The sequence below is a fragment of the uncultured Erythrobacter sp. genome, from assembly GCF_947502395.1.
In the GTDB taxonomy this organism is placed as follows: Bacteria; Pseudomonadota; Alphaproteobacteria; order Sphingomonadales; family Sphingomonadaceae; genus Erythrobacter.
Genome location: NZ_CANMZM010000003.1, coordinates 430,686 through 453,891 on the forward strand (window position 1 = coordinate 430,686; position 23,206 = coordinate 453,891).

22 protein-coding genes and 1 pseudogene are annotated in these 23,206 nt (G+C 57.6%); 15 read left to right on the top strand and 8 right to left on the bottom strand.

Annotated features, from left to right (window positions below; translation table 11 throughout):
* Positions 1-12: 12 nt before the first annotated feature.
* Positions 13-579, top strand: coding sequence for a (2Fe-2S)-binding protein (locus tag Q0778_RS13335; RefSeq protein WP_298336720.1), 567 nt, complete (start codon positions 13-15; stop codon positions 577-579).
* Between the two features lie 69 nt (positions 580-648).
* Here Q0778_RS13335 and Q0778_RS13340 read toward each other — a convergent pair whose 3' ends face one another.
* A complete protein-coding gene (locus Q0778_RS13340) occupies positions 649-2,898 on the bottom strand; it encodes a TonB-dependent siderophore receptor (protein ID WP_298336722.1) in 2,250 nt (749 codons plus the stop codon).
* Between the two features lie 191 nt (positions 2,899-3,089).
* Here Q0778_RS13340 and Q0778_RS13345 point away from each other — a divergent pair, with 191 nt between their 5' ends.
* Complete coding sequence (locus tag Q0778_RS13345) at positions 3,090-3,434, top strand: arsenate reductase family protein (RefSeq protein ID WP_298336725.1); 345 nt, start codon at positions 3,090-3,092, stop codon at positions 3,432-3,434.
* Between the two features lie 3 nt (positions 3,435-3,437).
* Here Q0778_RS13345 and Q0778_RS13350 read toward each other — a convergent pair whose 3' ends face one another.
* Positions 3,438-4,832, bottom strand: a complete 1,395-nt coding sequence (locus Q0778_RS13350) for an MFS transporter (protein ID WP_298301354.1) — start codon at positions 4,830-4,832, stop codon at positions 3,438-3,440.
* A gap of 79 nt (positions 4,833-4,911) precedes the next feature.
* The gene (locus tag Q0778_RS13355; protein ID WP_298336727.1) at positions 4,912-5,742 is read right to left on the bottom strand and encodes a hypothetical protein; all 831 of its coding nucleotides are present in this window, start codon (positions 5,740-5,742) and stop codon (positions 4,912-4,914) included.
* 69 nt (positions 5,743-5,811) lie between these two features.
* On the opposite strand from Q0778_RS13355, the gene lipB reads away from it, so the two are divergent.
* Together lipB and Q0778_RS13365 are read left to right on the top strand one after the other, a co-directional pair.
* Positions 5,812-6,513 (top strand): lipoyl(octanoyl) transferase LipB, encoded by a 702-nt coding sequence (gene lipB / locus Q0778_RS13360; protein WP_298336729.1) that lies wholly within the window; start codon positions 5,812-5,814, stop codon positions 6,511-6,513.
* Positions 6,510-6,860, top strand: a complete 351-nt coding sequence (locus Q0778_RS13365) for a hypothetical protein (protein ID WP_298301362.1) — start codon at positions 6,510-6,512, stop codon at positions 6,858-6,860. Before lipB ends, Q0778_RS13365 begins: the two co-directional genes overlap by 4 nt.
* A gap of 12 nt (positions 6,861-6,872) precedes the next feature.
* On the opposite strand, the gene Q0778_RS13370 is transcribed toward Q0778_RS13365, so the two are convergent.
* Positions 6,873-7,988 (bottom strand): alkene reductase, encoded by a 1,116-nt coding sequence (locus Q0778_RS13370; RefSeq protein ID WP_298336731.1) that lies wholly within the window; start codon positions 7,986-7,988, stop codon positions 6,873-6,875.
* Between the two features lie 68 nt (positions 7,989-8,056).
* On the opposite strand from Q0778_RS13370, the gene Q0778_RS13375 reads away from it, so the two are divergent.
* Both Q0778_RS13375 and Q0778_RS13380 read left to right on the top strand, forming a co-directional pair.
* Positions 8,057-9,001: a DMT family transporter gene (locus Q0778_RS13375; protein WP_298336733.1), complete on the top strand. Its 945-nt coding sequence runs from the start codon at positions 8,057-8,059 to the stop codon at positions 8,999-9,001.
* A 25-nt stretch (positions 9,002-9,026) separates the two neighbouring features.
* Positions 9,027-9,319 (top strand): annotated as a pseudogene (locus Q0778_RS13380) (GIY-YIG nuclease family protein).
* 353 nt (positions 9,320-9,672) lie between these two features.
* Here the strand turns inward: Q0778_RS13380 and nadA are convergent.
* Entirely contained in the window at positions 9,673-10,671 is a 999-nt protein-coding gene (gene nadA, locus Q0778_RS13385) for a quinolinate synthase NadA (protein ID WP_298336735.1), read from the bottom strand.
* Between the two features lie 153 nt (positions 10,672-10,824).
* Here nadA and Q0778_RS13390 point away from each other — a divergent pair, with 153 nt between their 5' ends.
* Genes Q0778_RS13390 through Q0778_RS13400 form a run of 3 tightly spaced genes read left to right on the top strand, consistent with a single transcriptional unit; the run spans position 10,825 to position 13,666 of the window.
* Positions 10,825-12,435, top strand: a complete 1,611-nt coding sequence (locus tag Q0778_RS13390) for an AMP-binding protein (protein ID WP_298301373.1) — start codon at positions 10,825-10,827, stop codon at positions 12,433-12,435.
* A gap of 18 nt (positions 12,436-12,453) precedes the next feature.
* Positions 12,454-12,792: a hypothetical protein gene (locus tag Q0778_RS13395; protein WP_298301376.1), complete on the top strand. Its 339-nt coding sequence runs from the start codon at positions 12,454-12,456 to the stop codon at positions 12,790-12,792.
* Positions 12,776-13,666 (top strand): hypothetical protein, encoded by an 891-nt coding sequence (locus Q0778_RS13400; protein ID WP_298336737.1) that lies wholly within the window; start codon positions 12,776-12,778, stop codon positions 13,664-13,666. The genes Q0778_RS13395 and Q0778_RS13400 overlap by 17 nt, the downstream gene beginning before the upstream one ends.
* A 4-nt stretch (positions 13,667-13,670) precedes the next feature.
* On the opposite strand, the gene Q0778_RS13405 is transcribed toward Q0778_RS13400, so the two are convergent.
* Complete coding sequence (locus tag Q0778_RS13405) at positions 13,671-14,549, bottom strand: MBL fold metallo-hydrolase (protein ID WP_298336739.1); 879 nt, start codon at positions 14,547-14,549, stop codon at positions 13,671-13,673.
* A gap of 114 nt (positions 14,550-14,663) precedes the next feature.
* Here Q0778_RS13405 and glpK point away from each other — a divergent pair, with 114 nt between their 5' ends.
* Positions 14,664-16,136 carry a glycerol kinase GlpK gene (gene glpK, locus Q0778_RS13410; RefSeq protein WP_298336741.1) on the top strand — a complete coding sequence of 491 codons (1,473 nt, stop codon included), beginning with the start codon at positions 14,664-14,666 and terminating at the stop codon, positions 16,134-16,136.
* Positions 16,137-16,175: 39 nt separating this feature from the next.
* Here glpK and Q0778_RS13415 read toward each other — a convergent pair whose 3' ends face one another.
* Positions 16,176-16,640: a DUF1465 family protein gene (locus Q0778_RS13415; protein ID WP_298336743.1), complete on the bottom strand. Its 465-nt coding sequence runs from the start codon at positions 16,638-16,640 to the stop codon at positions 16,176-16,178.
* Between the two features lie 209 nt (positions 16,641-16,849).
* Positions 16,850-17,047 carry a DUF465 domain-containing protein gene (locus Q0778_RS13420; RefSeq protein ID WP_298301387.1) on the bottom strand — a complete coding sequence of 66 codons (198 nt, stop codon included), beginning with the start codon at positions 17,045-17,047 and terminating at the stop codon, positions 16,850-16,852.
* A gap of 308 nt (positions 17,048-17,355) precedes the next feature.
* On the opposite strand from Q0778_RS13420, the gene Q0778_RS13425 reads away from it, so the two are divergent.
* The 5 genes from Q0778_RS13425 to tilS all read left to right on the top strand — a co-directional run bounded on the left by Q0778_RS13425 (position 17,356) and on the right by tilS (position 23,185).
* Entirely contained in the window at positions 17,356-17,523 is a 168-nt protein-coding gene (locus Q0778_RS13425) for a YdcH family protein (protein ID WP_298336745.1), read from the top strand.
* Between the two features lie 138 nt (positions 17,524-17,661).
* Positions 17,662-19,944, top strand: coding sequence for a phosphoenolpyruvate--protein phosphotransferase (gene ptsP, locus Q0778_RS13430; protein ID WP_298336747.1), 2,283 nt, complete (start codon positions 17,662-17,664; stop codon positions 19,942-19,944).
* A gap of 162 nt (positions 19,945-20,106) precedes the next feature.
* Positions 20,107-20,952, top strand: coding sequence for a helix-turn-helix domain-containing protein (locus tag Q0778_RS13435; protein WP_298336749.1), 846 nt, complete (start codon positions 20,107-20,109; stop codon positions 20,950-20,952).
* A 280-nt stretch (positions 20,953-21,232) separates the two neighbouring features.
* On the top strand, positions 21,233-22,132 hold the full coding sequence (locus Q0778_RS13440; RefSeq protein ID WP_298337682.1) for a tetratricopeptide repeat protein: 900 nt from the start codon (positions 21,233-21,235) through the stop codon (positions 22,130-22,132).
* Between the two features lie 141 nt (positions 22,133-22,273).
* The gene (gene tilS / locus Q0778_RS13445; RefSeq protein ID WP_298336751.1) at positions 22,274-23,185 is read left to right on the top strand and encodes a tRNA lysidine(34) synthetase TilS; all 912 of its coding nucleotides are present in this window, start codon (positions 22,274-22,276) and stop codon (positions 23,183-23,185) included.
* Positions 23,186-23,206: the final 21 nt, after the last annotated feature.

Genomic DNA, 23,206 nt, shown 5'->3' on the forward strand with positions numbered 1-23,206 from the left:
TAGGCCGCGCCAATGCCGCGTATGACGATAAATGGACGTCCGGTTGAGTTTGATCTCGATCCGGAAATGCCGCTGCTTTACGCGCTGCGCGAGGCGGCCAACCTTACCGGCACCAAGAATGGCGGCGGAGGTTCCACCTGTGAATGCGGCGCGTGCACTGTGCTCGTCGATGGTGCTGCTTTGCGCTCCTGCCGGATCACGTTAGCCGAGGCAGAGGGGCGCTTTGTCACAACGATCGAAGGGCTTTCGCGCGACCGCTCCCATCCGTTGCAACAGGCGATGGTAGCGGAGCAGGCAATCCAATGCGGGTTCTGTACGCCAGGCATCGTTATGGCAGGAGCGGCGCTGCTTTCGCGCAATGCTGCGCCGACGAGTGCGGAGATCGAAGAGGCCATTCAGAATGATTGCCGCTGCGGGGTATATCCGCGGCTGGTGAGCGCGATTGAGCGCGCTGGTCGCGTGACCCAGCGGCGCGAAAGCATCAGCGCCGCACCTGCACCGGCGATTGATGCGGAGGATGCCGCTGCCGCTGTGCCGGCTCTGCGCGTCTTACCGACTTCCGATGAGCCTCAGGAATAAACGAAGGCTCTCCCAATCGAGAGGTGATTGGTGGAGCCTTTGTCGTTTTCTCAAGTAAGTGAAGGGGCCTTAGAACCGGCCCGTGACAGTGAACTGCGCGTTGAGCGGTGCGCCGACTGTGAGGTTGTTCGCTGTGTGAGCGTTGGGGAAGTAGTCCTCATCGAACAGATTCTCAATATTCACCTGAAGGCGCACATTGTCCGACACATCATAATAGGCCGACGCATCAAAACGGATGAAGTCAGGCAGCGTCACATTGTTGCCGGTGTCCGCGAAGCTTTCGTCCTGATAGGTGAAACCGCCGCCAATGCCGAAGCGATCAGTAACCTGATAGGTCGACCAAAGGTAAAACGTGTGTTCCGGCAATTCGCGCAAACGCAAACCGTTTTCCTCGCCCTGCGCAATGGCAATTCCGTTCACCACCGTATCGCTGGTGGCGACCTGGTCACCCTCAAGGTAGCTATAACCTGCCGAGACAAACCAGCGATCGGTGATGTTGCCTTGCAGTGAGGCTTCGATCCCGCGAACTTCGGAGTCCACCACGACGAGTTCACCCGCATTCGCATCGATCACCAACCCGGAAACGGGGTCAATGATCGGAGCAGCCTCCTGCGGTGAGCTTTGTTGAATTTCAAAGATGGCTGCGGTGAAGCTGAAGCTGTCCATGAAATCCCATTTCAGGCCAAGCTCCAGATTCTCGAAAGTATTGGGATCGAGCGTGTCGTCGTCAGGCGTTGCGGGATCGTCTGGAAGGTCAGCAAATTGCTCACCCGAACGCGGGAGGAAGCTCTCACTGAAACTGCCGTAGATCGAGATATTCTCTTGCGGCTTCAGGATAACGCCCAAGCGAGGCGAGAAGTCAGAATCGCGTCGCGAAGTGATATCCGTGGTACCGGTCTCGATGAATGTCTCGATATTGTCGACCGTGATATCAAAGCTGTCATAACGTCCGCCGATGACCAGATTGAGCCAGTCGGTGACTTCGATCTCATCCTGGATATAGATGGAGAAAACCTCGACATCCGCTTCGGTGTCATCGTTTAGGTCAGAGAAGGTGTTGACCGTGGCGTTGCCTGAGGCGTTCACACCTACTCCGTTGGAAATGGTGATCGGACGCTGAGCCGTAAAGAATTCAACATCATCCTGCGTTTGATCAAAGAAGGCGTTGAAACGGTCATTGTTGTTGACCGTGTCGATGTATTCACCGCCAATCAGGATGGTGTGCTTGATGCTGCCGGTCTCAAAATCACCGATCAGATTGCCCGAGACGATGAAGTTTTCGCGCTGTGTGGTGTCGATATAGCCATCCAGCCCCACGACATTGGTCGTTGGGTCAAAGCTGACCGGGAAAAGGTTTGAGTATACCTTGTCGTAATCACCGTAGGAGACGGTGAGGTTGCCTTTTATGTTCTCGGAAAAGCCGTGCTGGATCGTTGCACGCAAGACATGCGCTTCGAAATCGAGGAAATTGTCTTCCTGGTCGCCAAAGGTGATGTCTTCAAGCTGCTCTGCCGGGACACCATTTTGTGAAGGGATGCCGCGATCGATGAAGCGGTCGTGATTGGCGTATTCATAGGAAACATCGATAATCGTATCGGGGCCGAGCTCTGCGCGGAAAGTGGGGTTGATACCGATCCGGTCACCATCAAAGAAATCGCGGTGATTGTTGAGGTTCTCATAGGCCGCATTGATGCGCAGTGCGCTGCTTTCACTGGTGGTGAGATTGAGATCAACCTGACCGGTGAACGCGCCGAATGTGTCTATTGAACCCAGATAGCCGATGAATTGATCGCCAATTACGCCCTTCTTCGTCACTCGGTTCAGGACACCGCCCGTTCCGCCCCGTCCAAACAGTAATGCGTTCGGACCGCGCAGGATCTCGACCTGTTCGAGGTTATAGAGCCCGCGGTAGTATTGAACATCATCGCGAACACCGTCGACGTAGAAGTCAGCTGTCGAGCGCACACCGCGAAACACAATGGCATCACGGTGGCCTTCACCTTGCGACTGGTTCACACCCGGAGTGTAAAGCACGATATCTTCGAGGGCATCGAAGCCACGGTCGATGATTTCTTCATCGGTTGTGATCGAGAGCGATTGGGGAATGTCGATGATCGGCGTTGGCGTTTTGACCGCGTTGATAGCGCTCGAATAGAGAATATCACCTGTGACAAGGATATCCTCACCCTGCGTTTCCATAATGGCGCCGGCTTCAGGAATCAGGTCTGGCCCCTGTTCAGCAGGTGCTTCGGCGGCGGCTGGAAAAGCAATTGCTGCACAGCCCAAAAGAAGGGCGGCGCGGGTGAAGTGGCTGGTCAAGATAATCCCCTACGACAAGATCTGATTCACCCGCTATTGAAAACCATTCGCACCTGCAAGTGGAAAATTGCGAATTGTTCTCATTTTCGGTTCTTGTGGCAGATTTGGACCACGTGCATTAGTGCGGCGAGGATGATAAGCGGCGGATCTGTAAGCAGGATTTGGGCTCAATTGAATGAGGAAAATCAAGAATGAAAGCGACTATCTGGCACAATCCGAAGTGCGGAACTTCGCGTAAGGCGCTGGCGATTCTAGAGAATTTGAGCAAGGTCGATGTGACAGTTGTTGAGTATCTGAAAGAGGTGCCGACGCGTGACAAGCTGGCGCAGCTCTATAAGGATGCTGGGATCACGCCTAATCAGGGCCTTCGGATTCGTGGGACTGACGCGAAGGAGCGCGGGCTGCTTGAAGCGGATGCTGACACCCTTTTGGATGCGATGGCGGCTGAGCCGATCCTTATTGAACGCCCATTGGTGGAAACGGAGAAGGGCGTGGCGATCTGTCGCCCGCAAGACGAGGTTCTTAAACTCCTCTAGGGACTATTCGACAGCCGTGCGGTCCGTTGTCAGCACTTCATCGCGGGTCAGGTTGAGCCAGCTGGCAACAGTTACGGCAAGGCAGATCGCGATAATCGAGCCAAAGCCGAGCCAGTCGCTCACTGAATAGAGCCACACGCCAAGTCCCGGCGCATAAATAAAGCTCGCGCCAGCAACGCTTGCAACGATGCCGGAGGCTTGGCCTTGCTCAGCGCGTGTCACCGCAAGCGACGTGCCTGCGGTCGTGCCAGGGCGAAACAATCCGAAGCCGAGCGAGGCGATGGCAAAGCCCAAGGATAGCGTGAAGATGGTATCCGCAAAACCCAAGATGGCTGTCCCGGCTGCGGCCACAACCAAGCCCCATAAGGTCGCGGCACGCGGCCCGATTTTGAAGCGCGGTATGATGCCCCATTGCGCAAGCAGTGTCGCAAGAGCGCCAAACACCAGAACCAGGCTGACAATCGCGGTGCCTTCGGTCAGATTGTCGCGCAAGGCCAACCGGTCGAGCACCAGAAATCCGATGATCCCCATAATCATGGCTTGCGCATGGCCGCCGAACAGGCTGGCGATAACCCAATGGCGAAGCCGCGGCTCAAACCACTTGAGCCTTGGTTGATCGCCGTCTGGCAGGCTAGGCCCATTCTCATCCTCATCTTCGCTGTCGGTATCATCGTCAATCGCATTGGACGCGTTGGCCCCAGAGCTTGGGTCGCCAAAGGTCTTGCCCCGCGCAGAATACTGCGGCTCGTCATTGGGCAAGTGCAGGCGCACAAGGACGAGCACGATGATGCCTACCAGAGTGAAGAACCAGAACGGCCCTGTCAGACCAATGCCAAAGAATGGCACAATCATAAGCGGGGCAAGGACAGGGCCCACCACTGTCCCAAGGCCAAAGCTAGACGCGACAAGCGACAAAGCCTTTGTGCGCTCAGAGCGCGGCGTACGCGCAGCGACATAGGCTTGCACGGCGGGCGGGGCCGCGCTGCCAAATCCGCCATAGGCACTTCGGGCAATCGCAAACAGGATGAGGGTCCAAGTGCCTGCAAGCCATCCGGAAAGCCCCATCCAAAGGACCGCTGCGCACAGCGACATTGAAACGATAAACCCGATTAGCCCAAGAGCCATCATCGCCTTACGCCCGCGCTTATCAGACCGTCTTGCCCAAATCGGCGCACAGGCGACCCAAAGCAATGCCGACCAAGAATAGGCCAGGCTAATCCAAACATCGTTGATTTTAAGGGCCGTGCCGACCGAAGGCATGACCGAATGCATGGCCGTGTTACCGGCTGCCGCCACCAACATCACCATGAACAGCAGAGCCATGCGCCCATTGGAAATGGCGCCGTGGCTTGTCGCCGCTTCAGAATCTGGTCGGCTAGACGGGTTTGTCTTGGACATCGCCACAGCCGCTAGGCCAGTGGCGCGCGCGGATCAATCGGCGATTGGCCTTTAGGGAATTGTCCTGCGTACCAAGATCTTAGCCAAATGTGTCTTCGATCGCCTCGACGCTCGGTCCGGAAAGCTGGCCAAACATCGCGACAGCGACGGCACACAAGACCATGCCATAGATCATTCCGGTGAGGCCGCTGGCAAGGCCAAGGATCAATGCGGAAACCAACTCACTCCCAGCGAGCGATGCGACCACACCAAAGATGCCGGTGAAGATAAGGCTTGCCACAACCATGATCACGATGATCACGATCCAGAATCCCATGATCGGCCACTGCTTTGGTTTGGTCAGCGCAAAGCTCTTGGTCAGCGCAGTGATCGGGTTGAGCGTTCCATCAAGCACCAGCACCGGCATCGCCATAGAACAGCGTGCAGCAAGCCAGGCGACGAACAATACAACCGGAATGAATCCAATGAATCCGATAAACGCCGAGCCCGCGAGACCAGCCAGCAGGGAGATCGGCACGACAACAGCTATCGCACCCAGAAAATACATAACAAAGAACATGATCGCGATTGCAAAAAGGCTGGGAACCGTTCTGATCCCAGAGCCGAGAGCTTGGCCTACCGTCGGCCTGGCATCGCCCATCAGTGCAACCATTGCAGCATAGCCCGCAAATTGGAATACCACAGAAAACAGACCGCCGCTTATGAGCGGGCCAGCCATGCTTCCCATCTGCGCTGCGACCACGTCAGGATCGGCGGTAGGGTCGACAATTGCCTGCAGATCGGGGACCAGCATGTAGAGCGCCACATTCGGCAGCAGTAGAAAGACGGCCGCCACGATCAGTAACAGCGAGAAGTTGGCCTGGACCAGTTCGACCGCACGCGACCAACAGCTGTTCATATCAAAATTCATCGCGTCCCCTTGGCGCATTTACGCGCATTGACTCTTGATCTTAACCGACATTGCCCCCACGCAAACGCAATGGCAACCGCTGCTCAGATTTTGCCCCAAACGTTGAACGCTGCGAGTCTCGAATGGCAGCGCGAAAACGAGCCTGTGCCCTACGGACGGGCATTGGAGGCTATGGAGGCGCGAAACACAGCAATCTCGGCCGTGGAGGCTTGCGAACAGATTTGGCTGCTCGAACACCCGCCGGTCTACACCGCTGGCACCAGTGCTGATAAGAGTGAGCTTGTTGATCCGCGCTTCGAGGTGGTCGAGACGGGACGCGGCGGGCGCTACACCTATCACGGGCCGGGTCAGCGCGTCGGCTATCTCATGCTCGACCTTGGGAAGCGCGGAAAGGATGTGCGCTGTTTCGTCCATGCGATTGAAGGTTGGGTGATCGACACGCTATCGGATTTCGGTGTGGAGGCATGGCGGGCCGAAGGGCGTGTGGGAATTTGGTGCGAAGACATCGATGGGCGAGAAGCCAAGATTGGCGCCATTGGTGTGCGCGTGCGCCGCTGGGTGACGATGCACGGATTCTCGGTCAATCTCGATCCGGACCTGACGCATTTTGGCGGGATTGTCCCTTGCGGTATCGACGAATTTGGTGTCACCAGCCTTGCGCGGCTGGGCAAGAATGTCTCGACTGATGCTTGGGACGAAGCGCTGATCACGCGCGCGGACGGATTTTTGGGTGCGCTTGAGGCGGCCCGGCAGAGGACATGTCGAACATGAAGATTGTTCAGGGTTTGGCGCTGGCAGCGCCGCTGCTTTTGCTTACCGCCTGCGAAGAGGAAGCGCCCGAGCCGATTGCAGCGGAGACCGGCGGAGAGGCCGCTGGGGAAGTCTTAGGCGGGACGATCAGCGATGAGATGATCCCGCTGGAGGAGCTTACATCGACATCTCCCCCAGCGGAGCGCTCGGCCAGCGAAAGCTCGGACGGAGGAAGGGCAGCTCCTCAGGATGAACCCGTCGAGACGATTGCGACTGAGCCCACCGGGCCGATTACGGGTGGTCCAGTGCGCCCAGAGCCAGAAACGCCAGAGGCCGAGCCAATTGGTGATGGCCCGGCCTCTCAGTAGCTCACGCGACGCTCAAGCTGCGCTTGCGGCTGCTTTTTCCTCTTCCATCGTTGGATAGTCGATGTAGCCCTCTGGGATCGGGAAATACCAGCTCTTGGGTACGTCCTTGTTCGGGTTGAATGCGGCACCCGCCGCGATCCGTTTGTCGAGGTCGGGGTTGGAGATATAGGGGCGGCCGAAACTCACCGCATCGCAGCGCCCGCTCGACACATCATCGTCGGCTTCCTGTGCGGAGTAATCTGAATTGAGGATCAGCGCGCCGGAGTAAAGGCCGCGGATCAGCGCATCCTGCTTGGGCACATCGGTCTGACCAAAAGTACCATTGGGGCCCGGCTGGCGCAGTTCAAGATAAGCGAGACCAAGATCATTGATCACCTTGGTTGCAGCGCCAAAGATGCTTTCCGGATCGCTGTCATCGGTGCCTTGGCTGTCGCCATTGGGAGAAAGGCGGATACCCACCTTGTCCGCGCCCCAGACATCGACCAGTCGCTCGAGCACTTCGCGCATGAAACGAGTGCGGTTTTCAGGCGAACCGCCATACTCGTCTTCGCGGTGGTTGGTGCCGTTGCGCAGGAACTGGTCGACCAGATAACCGTTCGCGCCGTGGAGTTGGACACTGTCAAAACCGGCCTTCTTGGCGTTTTCAGCTGCGCGCTGATAATCATCCAGCGTGCGGTTGATATCGTCCTTGGTCATCGCGCGAGCGACATCATATTCTTGCCGTCCCACCGGCGTATGCGCTTCGCCGGGGGCCTTGGTTTCGCTGGCCGAGAAAGGGCGCTCGCCGTCGAGGAAATAGGACGAGACGATCCGGCCCATATGCCAAAGCTGCATGGAGAAGAGACCGCCTGCTTCCTTCACGCCTTCAACGATTGGCTTCCACGCTTCGGTCTGTTCATCGCTCCAAATACCGGGGGCAGATGGCCAGCCGAGCCCCTCGGTGCTGATGCCGGTTGCCTCGGTCAGGATCATGCCTGCGCCCGCGCGCTGCTTGTAATAAGTCCCCATCATTTCATTGGGCACAAACATCGGCTTTGCAGCACGGCCGCGAGTGAGGGGAGCCATGAAAATACGGTTCTTGGCTTCGAGCGCCCCCATTTTGAGCGGCTGAAAAAGAGCGTCATGCATTGGTGGATATCCTCCAGATCAGTTTCATTTGGCTATTCACTTGGAGGCGATCGGGCTAGGGCGCAAGCATGGAAACGGTTGAACGCCAAGAAGAGAAAGTTGCGAGCAAGCTTATTGCTCCTCCATCGGCTGTGCGCTCTGCCATGCTTTTCAGTGCGCTCTTGCTGGGCAATGTGGCGCTTGCTTTGGGGCCATGGCTGGTGCGGCTTGCCGATACGGGAGAGGTGAGTTCGGCCTTCTGGCGATTGTTCCTGGCGCTGCCGTTTTTGGTGCTGTTTGCACGCATGGCGGGACAGCCCATGCGGGGCCTGCCGAAGAAGACGCTGATCGTGGTGGCGATCGGCAGCATTGCCTTCGCAAGCGACTTGGCCAGTTGGCACATCGGGATTGAGATGACGCGGCTGGGCAATGCAACGCTGTTCGGCAATGGCGGCTCGATCATCCTGTTGTTCTGGGGCTTTATCGTCGCACGCATGATGCCCAAGGGCTTCGAATGGCTCGCGATAGTCTGTGCGCTTGGCGGGGCAGGGATCCTGCTGGGGCGCTCTTTGGAGATTTCCGCTGAGACCTTCGTCGGCGACCTGTTCTGCATCACCGCAGGCCTGCTTTACGCGGTCTATCTCCTCACCTTGCAGAAGGAACGCAGCGCATATGGATCATGGAGCTTGCTCGTCTGGGTAAGCATTTTCGCCTGCCCCTATTTGCTTGGCATCGCGCTGATGTTGGGAGAACCCGTGTGGCCGACCGATTGGACGCCGATTATCGTGCTGTTTGTGACCAGCCAGCTGATTGGGCAGGGGCTGATGGTCTATTCTTTGGGCCACTTCCCGCCGCTGATTATCGGGCTGACGCTGCTGACCCAACCCGCGATTGCAGCGGTGATTGGGTACTTTGCGTTTGACGAAGTTCTGAGCGCGCTGGATGTTGTGGGAATGCTGCTTTTAGGGAGCGCGCTTGTTGTGGCGCGGGTGGCTCAATCCAAACCCGTCACCCCAGCGAAAGGTGGGGTCTAGGGCCACAATCGGTTAAGTTTGCCCAATGCAGCGCGGCGGCTACGTCTACATCATGACCAACAAACGCTACGGCGTGATGTACATCGGTGTGACCCGCGACAAGCCGCTCGGGTCACTCAGCACCGCGAGGGCAGAGGGAGCGAGTTCACTTCAAAGTACCGCTGCACAAGCCTCGTTTAGGTCGAAGAGCACCCCACGATTGAAGAGGCCATCGCCCGCGAAAAGGCCATGAAAGCTTGGAAGCGCGAATGGAAGATCGAGGCAATAGAGAAGCAGAACCCTGCGTGGGAGGACCTCTACTTCAAGCTTTTGTCATAACCGCCCGAGACCCCAGCTTTCGCTGGGGTGACGAAAAAAAGAGAAACCGTCATGCCAGTGGAGTCATAGACGGCCGTAGGCCACCGCTGGCATCTAGGGCGCTCATACTCGTTCAAAAACAACAAAAACACCGTTTGAAACTTCTTCAAAAGCGAATGTGTAGCCTCCCCCTTCATAGATTCGGAAATCGCGGGGTTGACCATACAATGGGTCACGCAAAGAGACGGTTCTTGAGTGTTTGGTGCATACATTCCAATAGTTGCACGGCCAATGCGGCATAGCCTCGCCTTGTATAGGTGTTCCGGCGAACCGCCACCCTTTCAGGCGATTGAAAAGCGAGGCCTTTAGAGACCTCACCCCCTAAACTTCACAAAGCCCAAATCGCCCTGACCCACAGTCCCGCTGGCCATCTCGAGCATCTTGTCGAGGCTCTTCTTCGCTTGCACGCGCAGCTCCTCGTCCATTTCGATGCGTGGTTCCAGGTCGCAAAGGGCGGTGTACATCTTCTCCATGGTGTTGAGCGCCATGTAGGGGCAGATGTTGCAGTTGCAGTTGCCGTCGGCACCGGGCGCTCCGATGAAGGTTTTCTCAGGCAGCGCCTTTTCCATCTGGTGCATAATGTGCGGCTCGGTCGCGACGATCAGTGTGTCGCCTTCGAAGCTTTGCGCGAATTTCAGAATGCCGCTGGTCGAACCCACGTAATCGGCGTGGTCGACAATCGCTGGCGGGCATTCGGGGTGCGCAGCAACCGGCGCGCCCGGGTGCTGTTCTTTGAGCTTGAGAAGCTCGGTCTCAGAAAACGCCTCATGAACCACACACACGCCCGGCCAAAGCAGCATTTCGCGGTTGAAATTGCGGGACAGCCAGCCGCCCAAGTGACGGTCGGGGCCAAAGATGATCTTTTGGTCTTCCGGGATCTGCGCAAGGATCGTCTCGGCGCTCGAGCTGGTGACGATGATGTCGCTGAGCGCCTTCACCTCGGTTGAGCAATTGATGTAGGTCAGCGCAATGTGATCGGGGTTTGCCTCACGAAAAGCCTTGAACTTCTCTGGCGGGCAGCTGTCTTCAAGGCTGCACCCTGCGTCCATATCGGGCAGGATCACGGTCTTCTCTGGCGAGAGGATCTTGGCGGTTTCGGCCATAAATTTGACCCCGCAAAACAAGATCACATCTGCGTCGGTCTCTGCAGCCTTGCGCGATAACTCAAGGCTGTCGCCCACGAAATCGGCAATGTCCTGAATATCGGGCGTCTGGTAATAGTGCGCGAGGATCACCGCGTTGCGCTCTTCCTTAAGGCGCTTGATTTCCGCGTGGAGCTCTGCCCCGCTTGGCACTTTGCTTTCAAAACTCATTGATGCATCCCTGAGTAGTTGGCCTGCTAACTATCTTGCGCTTTAGATAGGCATAATTGCGGGCATTTGCGAGTGTGGATTTGATCCACACACTTTGCGAATGACTCGCGCGAATTCTGTGCTAGCCTCCTGCCCAATGGAGGGGAAATCGCAATGTATGAGCTTGATCTCAAAGAGGCCTATTGCCCGGCGCAAACCGACACTGAGTATAAAGAGCGCACGATTGAAGGCGTGCTTCGAGAGCAGGTGGAGATACGCCCTGACGCGCTTGCCCTGCGTGAATTACTGGAGGACGGCTCGGCTGGGCGCGATTGGACCTATGCGGAACTTCTCGCAGATGCAGAGCGCTGCGGACGGGCGCTTGCCTCGCGTCACTCGGCGGGAACACGCATTGCGGTGATGGGAGGCAATTGCCCGGAATGGGTGCTGGTACAGCTGGGCGCGGCGATGGCCGGTCTTGTGATCGTAACCATCAACCCCAGCTTCATCGCCCGCGAAGTGCGATATGTGCTTGAGCAGTCTAGCTCTGGCGCGGTCTATTACCAGCCGAACGTGCGTGGATCGGCCTTGCGCCCTGTGGTGGATGAGGCGGCGGCAGGCCTCGCGGCATCGGAATACATCCTCGATATGACCGATCACGGCGAACTGTTCGCGGGCGAGAATGATGGTGAGCTGCGTGAGACGCAGCCGCGTGATATTGTGATGATCCAATACACTTCGGGCACCACCGGCTTTCCTAAAGGCGTACTGCTTCACCAGCATGGTCTCGTCCAATCGAACAAGGATATCTTCGAGCGCTGGAACATCGGAGCAGGGCAGAAAGTGACCTGCCCGTTCCCACTGTTCCACACTGCTGGCAGTGCTGTGTGTGTTCTGGGGACGATTTCGCAAGGGGGCACACTGCTCTTGGTCTCGGTGTTCGATCCCGTTGCTGTCGCCAAGGCGATCGAACGCGAAGAGCCCGAAGTTCTGGGCGGTGTCGCCACCATGCTCTTTGCGATTATGGAAGCGGCCAAGGCCACGGGCACCGATGTATCGAGCGTTCAGACCGTGCTTTCAGGAGGGGCTATGGTGCCGCCAGAATTGAACCGCGCCGCGCGAGAGACTTTCGGTGTCCCGATCCTGATCGTTTACGGCCAAACCGAGACTAGCCCAGCGATCACCGCCGCATGGCCCACTGACACGGGTGCAGAGCTGATGGAGACCATCGGCCAGCCGTGCAGCCATATGGAAGTGTCAATCCGCAACCCTGCTGACAACAGCGTGTGCACGGTCGATGAGCAGGGTGAGATTTGCATGCGCGGCTTTAATATGATGGCGGGCTATAACGACAATCCGCAGGCCACCGCAGAGACAATCGACAAAGACGGCTGGCTGCACACGGGTGATTTGGGGAGCATTTCTGCCCGTGGCTATGTGAAGATCACGGGCCGGGTGAAAGAAATGATCATTCGCGGCGGTGAGAACCTCTTCCCCGCCGAAATCGAGGCGGCGATGATCGAGCATCCTGCCATCGCCGAAGTCGCTGTAGCAGGAGTGCCCGATGAGAAGTGGGGCGAAATCGTCGCCTGCTTTATGCGGCTTGCCGATGGCGCTGACCGCCCTTCGGACGATGATCTAAAAGCCTTTGTGCGCGAGCGCTTGTCTCCGCAAAAGACCCCTGCGCACTGGGTTTGGTTGAAGGAGTTCCCACTGACAGGATCGGGGAAGATCCAGAAGTTTCAGCTTGCGGAGGATTTCGCGAAGAGTATATTGACTACGTAGTAGTGCGGGGGGGAGAAAATGGGGCAGGCAGCACCTTTAAGCGCAAAAGAGAAGTTCGGTGTGCTTGGAGTTATTGTGCTTCTAGTGGTGATTGGACTCGCCGTCTCCTATGTTATTGGGGAAAATGCGTCAATTCCCCAGTATCTTCCGCTTGCAATTTCTTTGGTGTTGGCGGCCTTTACGACATTAATATTTGTGGGCTTGTTTCAAGCCGTATCAATGCTGGGTTTCTCCACATTTGTCACGTTCTTCGGGACCGGTGACGTGTCCATTGAGGAACTACGAGAAGTCTTTGCTCCCGTTTTTGAGGCTTTTGCGGGGTTGCTAGAAGGAGACTCAAGTGACAACGCTCAGTGAAAGGACTTGGAGCGTAATTGGCTCAGTTTCATGGATTGCGGCCGCAATCATCATCGTGCTTGGCCTTGTGTCTTATGCGTCAATTCAGTCGGAACTGAACGACGCGCGCGAGACTATTGCTTCGGCGCAGGAAGCGCAGAGGGAGGCGGAGCTTGTTTCGGCACAGCTTGATAGTCAGCTTGATGCGTATGACGCAGCGGCCCGCGTCATGCAGCAACACATCGCCCAACGCGGCAAAGAAGCGCTTGACAAGCAAGTGATCCTCCAACGGTTATGCCAGCGGCACTCGGCCAGCCAAAACTCTGCTGTTCAGTCAATATGCAGCAATGTGAAAAACCTTGTCACTGAAGACCCGCGACTTGAGTTTCTTACCATTCAGAACGAGGCTGTGACCGAGCGTGGTCGAGGGCAGTTTAAACAGTCATTATCGAGCTACAACAAAGCGCTGACAGCACTGAAGAGCATAGAGCCCAACTTTAGTGGGCAGAATGGTGCTTATGAGCTCCAACAAATGACTCTAGCGGAGGGTAAAGCATTCGCTCATTTCAGAGAGGGCAATTTTGCTCAAGCGCGTGATGAACTTGAAGTTGCTTTTGCGCTGGAGAATACACTGAGCCGCGCGGTGAGCGGTTTTTTGCTCTCAACCGATTTGAAACTCCGATGCATAATGGGCCTAGCGGAAGGAGAGGCAACGAGCCGCTATGAGAGCTACCTGGATCGCCTTGACGCGGCCATCTCAACCGAGGAGTCCATCCTTGACCGAAATTCGTTGGCTACTGATCGGACCCGTAAGTCTTGGATTCAGTTTCGAGAGGAAGACCGAGATTACTTTAAAGATGACAAAGAGCTAAAACTGCTTTGCAATATTCCATAAGGGCTCAGGATTCCCTCCAAACCCCAGCTGAGCACGCCGCCAACCCCCGCTTCTCAAGGTCGAGCAAGTGCGCGGTGACGCTCATCTCAGCCGCACCGATAAGCCTCTTATCAAGGCCCTTGTACATGTCCGGTATAAACTCGGCGACAGGCCGAGAGCGCTCTCCCATCAGGCGCAGTATCTGGTTCTCGCGCTGACGGCGGTGGCCGATCATGCCGCGCACGAGCTGTTTCGGCTTCGTGATCGCCGCGCCATGGGCCGAGTGGTAGACCGTGTCTTCTCGCACCATCAGCTTTTCAAGGCTCGCCATATAGTCGCCCATATCGCCATCGGGTGGGATGACGACGCTGGTGGACCAGCCCATGACGTGATCGCCGGTAAACAAAGCGCCGCTTTCTTCGAGGGCAAAGCACAGATGATTGGAGGTATGACCCGGCGTGGCGACGGCGGTCAGAGTCCAGCCCGTCCCGCGCATCTGCTCGCCATCTTCGAGCACGCGTTCGGGCGCGTAAGTGGGGTCAAATGCCTCATCTGAACGGGGCAAATCGGTTTTGAGCACCAACGGCGCACATCCCACAATGGCTGCACCTGTTGCCTCAGCCAAGGGAGCCGCAGCCGGGGAATGGTCCCGGTGGGTGTGGGTGCACATGATTGCGAGGATTTTCCGCTCGCCCACGGCTGCCAAAATCGCCTCGATATGTTCTGCCTCATTGGGCCCTGGATCAATCACGGCGCAATCTGGTCCATTGGCGTCGCCCACCACATAGGTCTGTGTGCCAGTGAAGGTGTAAGGTGAGGGGTTGGGCGCGAGCACCCGCATCACCAGCGGCTCAACCGTGTCAGCAAGGCCCGTAGGCCAAGGCTTGGGAGGAATTTTCGACATAGACGTTGCATATGCCGCAAGGGCTGGCACAAGTCGATTGAGAGTTTTGTTGGTCCTTATCCCTCAAGGCTTTACGATGCAGGGGCAGCTGCGGACAAACTCTGAGGAGAGAGTATGAGCGATTACATTCTCGTATTGGATGAGGGCACAACTTCGACTCGCGCTATGCTGTTTGCAAGCGACGGCGTGCTTGCCGCGAGCGCTCAGCAAGAAATCACTCAGCATTATCCGCAAAATGGCTGGGTGGAGCATGATGCGGCCGAGATATGGGAAAAGACGCTAGCCTGCGCGAATGAGGTTATTCCAAAGGCGGGTGGGGCGGCGCTTATCGCTGGGATCGGTATCACCAATCAGCGCGAGACTGTGGTTGCATGGGATAAGGAAACCGGAGAGCCGCTGACCCGTGCGATTGTGTGGCAGGACCGCCGGACCGCGCCGTTTTGTGAAGATCTGCGCGTAAGCGGTCATGAAGCGGAGGTGCGGGCGAGAACCGGGCTGCTCCTCGATCCCTATTTCTCCGGCACCAAAATGCGCTGGATGCTCGATAATGTGCCAGAGGTGCGCGAGGCGGCGGTACGGGGAACGCTTGCCTTTGGCACCGTTGAAAGCTGGTTGGTGTACAAGCTTTCAGGCGGAGCGAGCCACATATCCGATGCGAGTAATGCCAGCCGCACCCTGCTGATGGGGTTGGCTGATCATAGCTTTGATGAAAGGTTGTGTGATCTTCTCGGCGTGCCGATCTCCGCGCTTCCGCATGTGGTCGATATGTCAGGAGGGCTGGCGCTGACCGATTCAGCTCACTTTGGGCGGACTATTCCGATCACCGGACTCGCTGGCGATCAGCAATCGGCGACGATTGGCCAAGCCTGTCTTGAACCCGGTGAGACCAAAGCGACTTTCGGCACAGGCGCCTTTGTGCTGACCAATCAGGGGGACAAAATCGCTAAGTCAGATAACCGACTTCTAAGCACCGTCCTTATGCAAATCGCGGGCAAGCGTACCTATGCGATCGAAGGATCAGTCTTTGTCGCGGGCAGCCTCATTCAATGGTTGCGTGACAGCCTTGGGATTGTTGAGGTTGCGAGCGAAACAGAAGCGCTGGCTCGCTCAATCCCCAACAGCGGCGGAGTTACGATTGCGCCCGCGCTGTCAGGCCTGGGTGCGCCGCATTGGAGAGCTGATGCTCGCGGGGTCATCACGGGGCTCAGCTTTGCCAGCGGCAAGGCGGAGATTGCGCGCGCAGCACTGGAGGCAATGGCGCACCAAACGTTTGACTTGGCAGAGGCTTTTCAGGCCGATGGAACCGGTTGGGAAACTTTGCGGATCGATGGCGGAATGTCGGCAAATGACTGGATGGCTCAGGATCTTGCAGACATGCTGGGCATAGCGGTTGAGCGGCCCGTGTTTGTCGAAACCACGGCGCTTGGGACTGCGATGTTGGCGGCGGCTGGTGCTGGGCTTTACGGCGATTTGCCCGGGGCTGCACAGGCTATGCGCGGCGATCTCACCACTTTTGAGCCACAGATGGACGAAGCCACGCGCAGCGAAAGGTTAGCGCGCTGGCGAAAGGCTCTCGCGGCTGCGTGACTCAGTGCTCGCTAGCGCCAGCACCACAGCCATCTCAATTCACATGCTGAAATCGCTGAGCCGACGTTCGAGGCGCGAATGGATGGCACGTGCAGGCGACGCCATTTCAAACCCACTGCGCCAGGCTTCGTCAAGCCGGGCAATACGCTTATGCAGTTGCTCAGTTTCGGCAATCAGATCACGGGTCGCTGGCTCAAGGGTTTCGAGCGCCTTTTCATCTGAAGGACGATCCGCTGGAAGAGTGCCGTGCAGCCGTACCTGCTCTTGTGTGAGGTCGCCTGAGAAAAACGCACGCTGATTGAGCAGCCATGCGAGAACGTGCATCATCCGCGTTGTAGTCTTGAGCCCCTCTGTCGAGAGAGCCAGACGTGTCATCGTATCTTCGCCGATCTCGGGCTCATGCGTGCCACGCGCAAACACGGCGCGCACTTCATCGGCCAGCACTAAAGCTTCGGTGTAAAGCGCTTCCACAATCGGGCGTGATAAGTTCGTTGCGTGTGTCATTACTGATTCAGCTACTCGTGTGGAGGGCGGTATACCAGTCAACTATGGTTACTATCCCGGTATGATTTGTTCGTGTCTCTTTAGGGGACGATAACGCGTGTATGCTTACCCATTCAGGAAAGGCCCCTAGGCATTGCTACGCATAAGGAGGCCTACGTATAAATCTTGCGAAAGGCGTGCGATGCCATGTGCTTACGTGCGAAACAGAGCTAAGCGATGATGTCAGGAAGCAGTGTGTCCTCAATGATCGCGATCTGGTCTTTGAGGCGTAGCTTGCGCTTTTTGAGACGCGCGATTTGCAGCTGATCTGTGGAGCCGGCTTCGTTCAAAGCAGCGATGGCCGCATCAAGGTCGCGGTGATCGATCTTCAAAAGCTCAAGTCGTTTTAGCAGCTCTTGCTCGTTCATGACTTTCTCGGACCCACTCACTTTTTGCGAAGCACTTTGCGGTTCGAAACCGCCACATTCGATGCGCGAGCAATGGCCCGTAAGCAAACGCACTGCAAGTGTCTCGCTTTAATGGAGTGCCCTCTAAGGGCTGCGCACGCGTCGATGGGCACGGCTGATCACGCATAAACCCATACTCGTCGTTTCAGAATGGGTCAGAACTTTGCAAGTTACTCCAAGATATGATTTGATCCCAAATGCAGCTCGGAGCCCTTAGTCCGAGTCGCCATCCGGGGGCGCACCCCCGACGAACATAGGAGATAAAGCATATGGCATCGTCCGCAGCATCATCACACATGAATGCTCTCCAATCCAAGCACGCAGGGTTAGAAGCCCGTCTACGCGACGAGATGGCTCGCCCCGCGCCCGATACGGCGGCGGTTCAAGCGATTAAACGAGAAAAACTGAGGCTGAAGGAAGAGATCGCGCGCGCCTGAACAGCTCACGCTTCCTGCTCAATTCAACCTAAACTGTTCGGCGAGACTTTAATCGCCGGACTGGCTTTGCGTCATTCTGTTAAATGAGAGCCTTTACCTTGGCGATCAGCGTCTTGGTCGCTACTGTCCCGAGTAACAATGACCGCAGTTGACGCAGCCCGACAGATTTTGACGCGCCTTCACGATGTGATGGCCTCGCGTCTGCGCGCGCAAGGGAAGCTCGATCAGGTCGTCGATGTTATTGGCGAAAGCCTCTCATCAGAGGTATGCTCGATCTATCTCCTTCGCGAAGGCATGCTTGAGCTGTTTGCGACGCGTGGCCTCAACAAAAGCGCTGTTCATGTCACTCGGATGGCGATTGGCGAGGGGCTTACCGGTAGCATCGCCGAGAAAGTCGAGACGCTGAACCTTGCCGAAGCCAAGGCGCATCCGGACTTTCAATACAGGCCGGAGACGGGGGAAGAAAAATTTCACTCTTTCGCTGGCGTCCCCATTGTGTATCGCGAGCGGGCAGTTGGAGTCTTGTGCGTCCAGCACCTCGATCCGCGCCGGTATGAAGCGGTTGAGATCGAAGCGCTTCAGACGACTGCCATGGTCTTGTCGGAGCTTATCACCAACGCGGAATTGGTTGACGAGGAAGAAGCGCTGGGCCTCACGCCGGAGCAATCCGGACCGCAAGTTATCAGTGGGCTGACTCTGGTCAAAGGGCTCGGCGCAGGCTTCGCCGCCTATCACCAGCCGCGCGTCCAGATCACACAAGTCGTGGCCGAAGACACAGAGGCGGAACGTCACCGGGTGTACAACGCCTTCGACAAGATGCGCGAGCAGATCGATGGTCTTGCAAGCCAAGCCGAATTTGGGGTGGGCGGAGAGCACGAAGAGGTGCTGGCGACCTACAAAATGTTCGCCTACGACGAAGGTTGGTCACGGCGTATCAACGAGGCGATTGACTCAGGGCTCACCGCAGAAGCTGCGATTGAGCGGGTGCAGCAGCACACACGCATGCGCATGCGTGAGATCGACGATCCTCTGTTGGCGGACCGGATGCATGACCTGGAGGATCTTTCGAACCGGCTCTTGCGGATCGTGGCTGGCCAATTGGGCACTGCCGCTCAACAGGGTCTACGCAAAGACACAATCCTGATCGCGCGCAATTTGGGCCCGGCAGAATTGCTCGAATACGACCGGCGGCGGCTGAAAGGTGTTGTCCTCGAAGAAGGCTCGCTCACCGCGCATGTGGTGATCGTCGCGCGTGCGATGGGAGTGCCGGTTCTCGGCCGGGCCAATCATGGCAATGGCGGGCTTCGTGGAACAGTGCGCGACGGCGATGAAATCCTGCTTGATGCGACCGCTGCAACAGCGACCGTCCGCCCCACCGCACCGGTCGCAGATGCCTTTGGTCAGCGTTTTGCGAAGTCCAAGGAGCGTCAGGCCGCCTATGCTGAACTGCGTGATGTCGAGCCTTTCACCAAATGCGGATCGCGGATTCAGGTGATGATTAACGCAGGGCTGCGCGACGATATCAGCGCGCTCGCAATGACTGGCGCAGACGGGGTTGGTCTGTTCCGCACCGAGTTCCAATTCCTTGTGTCCGCCACCCTGCCTCAGCGCGAGCGCCAGCAAAAGCTCTACCGGGATGTGATGGACGCAGCGGGCGAGAAGCCGGTCATCTTCCGTACGGTTGATATCGGCGGTGACAAATCCGTACCCTATCTCGCATCAGATATGGCGAGCCAGGATGAGAACCCCGCAATGGGTTGGCGGGCCTTGCGCCTCGCGCTCGAACGGGAAGGTCTTATGAAGGCGCAAGCACGCTCTTTGTTGGAGGCTGCAGCAGGACGCTCGCTTTACGTCATGTTCCCCATGGTTTCGGAAGTGTGGGAGTTTGACGCGGCCAAGGCGGTTTTTGACGAACAACTTGCGTTCTTGCGCACCAAGAAGAAGATGGTCCCCGAGGCGATCCATTTTGGTGCCATGCTCGAAGTGCCGGCGCTCGCCGAAGTGCTCGACCTGCTCTTGCCGCGTCTGTCATTCCTCTCGATCGGCACCAACGATCTGACCCAGTTCCTTTACGCCGCAGACCGGGGCAATCCGGCGCTTGCGGAACGCTATGATTGGTTGTCGATTGCGATCCTGCGCTTCCTGCGCCGCGTAGCCCAACAAACGGTGGGCAGCGGCGTGGACATCGGCGTGTGCGGCGAAATGGGTGGGCGTAGGCTGGAAGCCCTGGCGCTTCTTGGCATTGGCTATCGACGTCTTTCAATAACTCCGGCTGCGGTTGGCCCGATCAAGGAGTTGGTGCGCAAAGTCGATTTGGCGGAACTGACTGATGCCATGAGTCGTTGGCTTTCTGAGCCGCAAACAAACTTGCGCAAAGAGCTCAACGCATGGGCTAAAGAGCGTGAGATTGAGGTCGACTGACTTTGCGAGCCCGTGGCGCAAAACGGGCTGGCGATACTCAGGGGCACTCTGGCTCTGGCGCGACGGTTTTTTACGATACGTCCCTTGACTTGGGCTGGATCGCGAAGCTTCTATGCGAACACAACAAAACAAACATGTCGGGCGCAATTGCGAAACGGGTTGATGGCAAGCGAAGACAAAAGCATTGATGATTTAGCTGAGGATCTAATGGAGACCGCCGGTGCGGGTGCAGGAGATCGGCTGAGGGCTGCGCGTGAGACTCGGAGGATGGAACTCTCTCACATCGCTGCGGAAACTCGAATACCGGTTCGGCATCTTGAAGCGATCGAAGCCAGCGATTTTGGCGCCCTGCCTGCGCGCACCTATGCCATTGGATTCGCGCGCACTTATGCGCGTGCAGTGGGTTTGGATGAGAAGTCGATTGCCGATGCCGTGCGCGAAGAGCTCGCTGAAGGCGGCTTGCACCCATCTGTAATGGCGGGCGGGATGGAACCGGGCGACGCAGCCAAACTTCCCTCGCGTGGGCTTGCCTGGTTCGGGGGCTTTGCTGCGGTTATCCTGGCTGTGGGAGTGGTGGCGTTTGCCAGCACTTATTTCGGCGCAGGCGTGGAATTGCCTTCGCTGATCGCGGAGAGTGATGAGACTGACACCGCTCAAGAAAGGCAGGCATCGGAGGCGCTCGCTTCCGAAGAGACGGGCGAGCAACTTTCGCCTCTCTCTAACGTGGGTCAGGTGGTCCTGACTATGACCGGTGACGAAGCGTGGGTGCGCTTTTACGAGGATGGCGGAGAACGCCTTTTTGAGGGCGTAATGGTCGGCGGTGACACTTTCGAGGTGCCGCTCGATGCGGAAGACCCCCGGGTCAACACTGGGCGGCCGAACCTGTTCAACATCACGATTGATGGACAGTCCGTTCCTCCGCTTGCCACTGAAATGGTTCCAGTGAGCGATGCCCCAATTTCGGCGGGTGCTCTGCTCGCGCGCGGAACGGGAGACGCGGACGGGTAACCCCGCCTCACCTTCTCACATCTTGTCGACCACAAGCCACATTCCCCCGTTTAGTAAGGCCTCGGGCTCGACTTGGGGGCGACGCTTGGGCAGGACTCGGACGCTATTCATCTGGGTTGCGCCAAATTCGACTTTGCTTCGCGCAATGCCAAGAAAAACCACTAGGGAGCAACGATCTGACATGCCTCTGACCCGTGCAATCACCCTTTTCAAGAAAGCCACGCCTGCGCTTTGCGCTTTGACCGCTGCGGCGGTGGTCGCGACCACGCCGGTCCCTGCCATGGCGCAAGATGACACTGAGGCACGCTTGCGCCGTGCAGAAGCCGAAATTCGCGCGCTTCAACGGACAGTGTTTCCTGGCGGTGACGGTCGCTTTTTTGAGCCATCTATCTCACCCGATAACGGCCCGGCTCCGACACGAACCACTCCGCAAACCACCGCTCGCCCATCGACGACTGCTGTGACCGATATCTTGGTGCGGCTCGACGCGATGGAACTGCAATTGCAACGCCTGACCGCCAAGTCAGAAGAAAACACCAATGCGCTCTCCGCGCTTGAAACGCGTCTTGCTGCGCTCGAAACCGCCGGGGCTCCGGAGGGCTTGCCTGAGCCATCGAGTACAGAGGTAACGGGCGAGGCAACCGAGAGCAATCTCGAAGCGATGACCGGAACGGGCAGTGGCTTCGAGACCCAAGATCCCCCTGCAACAGAGCCGGAAACCGCTGCGACGGGACCAAGTCCCGAGCGCGTTGCAGGGGTGCAGGCGATCACCAAGCCTCAGACTGATGATGCCGGGGATGACGAATATTCCTATGGCTTCCGCCTGTGGAACGCAGGATACTTCCCGGAAGCACGGCAGCAATTGGCTTCGTTTATTGAGGACTATCCCAACCATTCGCGCCTAACCTATGGTCGCAACCTTTTGGGCCGCGCGTTTCTTGACGATGGATTGCCAGAAGAAGCCGCACGTTGGTTCCTGCGCAATTATCAGGCCGACCGCACTGCTCGGCGTGCACCTGACAGCCTATTGTTCCTCGCAGAATCGATGATTGCGATGGAGGATACCCGCCGCGCCTGCATCGCTTTGGCTGAATTTGGCGAGACCTATCCGGCGGTGGCGACAGGGCGCTTGGCTGATCGCTATGAAAGCAATCTGCAAAAGGTATCTTGCGACAGTTGAGGCCTTTCCGGGAAAGAGGGGGCGCTGATTGATAGCTCGATTGATCTTGAGGCAATTGATCCCGGGCTGAACCAGCATTTCGCTGGTGCGGTTGATCGACTTTGGCCCGCAGCGGACCGGACCGGACCATTGGGTCTTGCTGTGTCTGGCGGACCCGACAGCCTCGCTCTTCTCCTGTTGGGCGCGTCGGCCATGCCGGGACAAGTCGCCGTCATGAGTATCGATCATGGTCTCCGGGCAGAGGCGGCTGGTGAGGTCGCGCTGGTCGAATCTATATGCGATGCGCTGGATATTCCGTTTACGAGCGCCAGCGTGAGGCTTGCGTCAGGCAATGTTCAAGCCAAGGCGCGTGAGGCGCGCTATGCGGCGCTTGGCGATTGGGCAACGCAACGGGGCCTTGGTGCAGTAGCGACTGCACATCACCTCGACGACGCAGCAGAGACCTTGCTGATGCGGCTCGCGCGCGGAAGTGGGCTTCCCGGTCTGGCTGGTGTGCGAGAATGGACGCACGTGCCCGGTTTTGAGGCGCTTCCGTTGATCCGGCCCCTACTTGGCTTTCGCAAAGCCGAGTTAGAGCAAGTGGTGGAAACGTGCGGCCTTACGCCAGTGCAAGACCCTTCTAATGTAAACCCCGCGTTTGACCGCGTGCGGGTTCGACAGCATCTGGCAGAGCACGACTGGCTCGATCCAGAGGCTCTGGCGGTGAGCGCGCAGCATCTCGCCGAGGGGTGGCGGGCGATTGAATGGTATGCGCAAACCGATTGGGAGGAGATGGTCGCGCTTGAGGAAACGCCCGAGGGTCTCCCGCAATACCGCTATTTCTGCAATGTCCCGCGGGCGGTCCAAATCGAGACGGTTTGCCGCATCGTGTCTCAACTGGGCGGGAGGGTCTCACGCGGCGAAGCCGGGACGGCTGCTGATCGATTATGGCACGGTAAGAATGCCTCACTTGGAGGTGTCTTGGCCCGTTGCGATATAGAGAAAGTCGCCAAGGTGGGCGTGGAAATGCGCGTGTGGCGGTTCGCTCCCGAACCACCACGACGCACGCATTAGTCGCTGGGCGACGCTCGGACT

Excerpts from the sequence above, each read along its gene's own strand:
- Q0778_RS13335 (WP_298336720.1), top strand. The coding sequence starts at position 13 with ATGCCGCGTATGACGATAAATGGACGTCCGGTTGAGTTTGATCTCGAT.
- Q0778_RS13345 (WP_298336725.1), top strand. The coding sequence starts at position 3,090 with ATGAAAGCGACTATCTGGCACAATCCGAAGTGCGGAACTTCGCGTAAG.
- Q0778_RS13350 (WP_298301354.1), bottom strand. The coding sequence starts at position 4,832 with ATGTCCAAGACAAACCCGTCTAGCCGACCAGATTCTGAAGCGGCGACA.
- Q0778_RS13355 (WP_298336727.1), bottom strand. The coding sequence starts at position 5,742 with ATGAATTTTGATATGAACAGCTGTTGGTCGCGTGCGGTCGAACTGGTC.
- lipB (WP_298336729.1), top strand. The coding sequence starts at position 5,812 with ATGGCAACCGCTGCTCAGATTTTGCCCCAAACGTTGAACGCTGCGAGT.
- Q0778_RS13365 (WP_298301362.1), top strand. The coding sequence starts at position 6,510 with ATGAAGATTGTTCAGGGTTTGGCGCTGGCAGCGCCGCTGCTTTTGCTT.
- Q0778_RS13370 (WP_298336731.1), bottom strand. The coding sequence starts at position 7,988 with ATGCATGACGCTCTTTTTCAGCCGCTCAAAATGGGGGCGCTCGAAGCC.
- Q0778_RS13375 (WP_298336733.1), top strand. The coding sequence starts at position 8,057 with ATGGAAACGGTTGAACGCCAAGAAGAGAAAGTTGCGAGCAAGCTTATT.
- nadA (WP_298336735.1), bottom strand. The coding sequence starts at position 10,671 with ATGAGTTTTGAAAGCAAAGTGCCAAGCGGGGCAGAGCTCCACGCGGAA.
- Q0778_RS13390 (WP_298301373.1), top strand. The coding sequence starts at position 10,825 with ATGTATGAGCTTGATCTCAAAGAGGCCTATTGCCCGGCGCAAACCGAC.
- Q0778_RS13395 (WP_298301376.1), top strand. The coding sequence starts at position 12,454 with ATGGGGCAGGCAGCACCTTTAAGCGCAAAAGAGAAGTTCGGTGTGCTT.
- Q0778_RS13405 (WP_298336739.1), bottom strand. The coding sequence starts at position 14,549 with ATGTCGAAAATTCCTCCCAAGCCTTGGCCTACGGGCCTTGCTGACACG.
- glpK (WP_298336741.1), top strand. The coding sequence starts at position 14,664 with ATGAGCGATTACATTCTCGTATTGGATGAGGGCACAACTTCGACTCGC.
- Q0778_RS13415 (WP_298336743.1), bottom strand. The coding sequence starts at position 16,640 with ATGACACACGCAACGAACTTATCACGCCCGATTGTGGAAGCGCTTTAC.
- Q0778_RS13420 (WP_298301387.1), bottom strand. The coding sequence starts at position 17,047 with ATGAACGAGCAAGAGCTGCTAAAACGACTTGAGCTTTTGAAGATCGAT.
- Q0778_RS13425 (WP_298336745.1), top strand. The coding sequence starts at position 17,356 with ATGGCATCGTCCGCAGCATCATCACACATGAATGCTCTCCAATCCAAG.
- ptsP (WP_298336747.1), top strand. The coding sequence starts at position 17,662 with ATGACCGCAGTTGACGCAGCCCGACAGATTTTGACGCGCCTTCACGAT.
- Q0778_RS13435 (WP_298336749.1), top strand. The coding sequence starts at position 20,107 with ATGGCAAGCGAAGACAAAAGCATTGATGATTTAGCTGAGGATCTAATG.
- Q0778_RS13440 (WP_298337682.1), top strand. The coding sequence starts at position 21,233 with ATGGCGCAAGATGACACTGAGGCACGCTTGCGCCGTGCAGAAGCCGAA.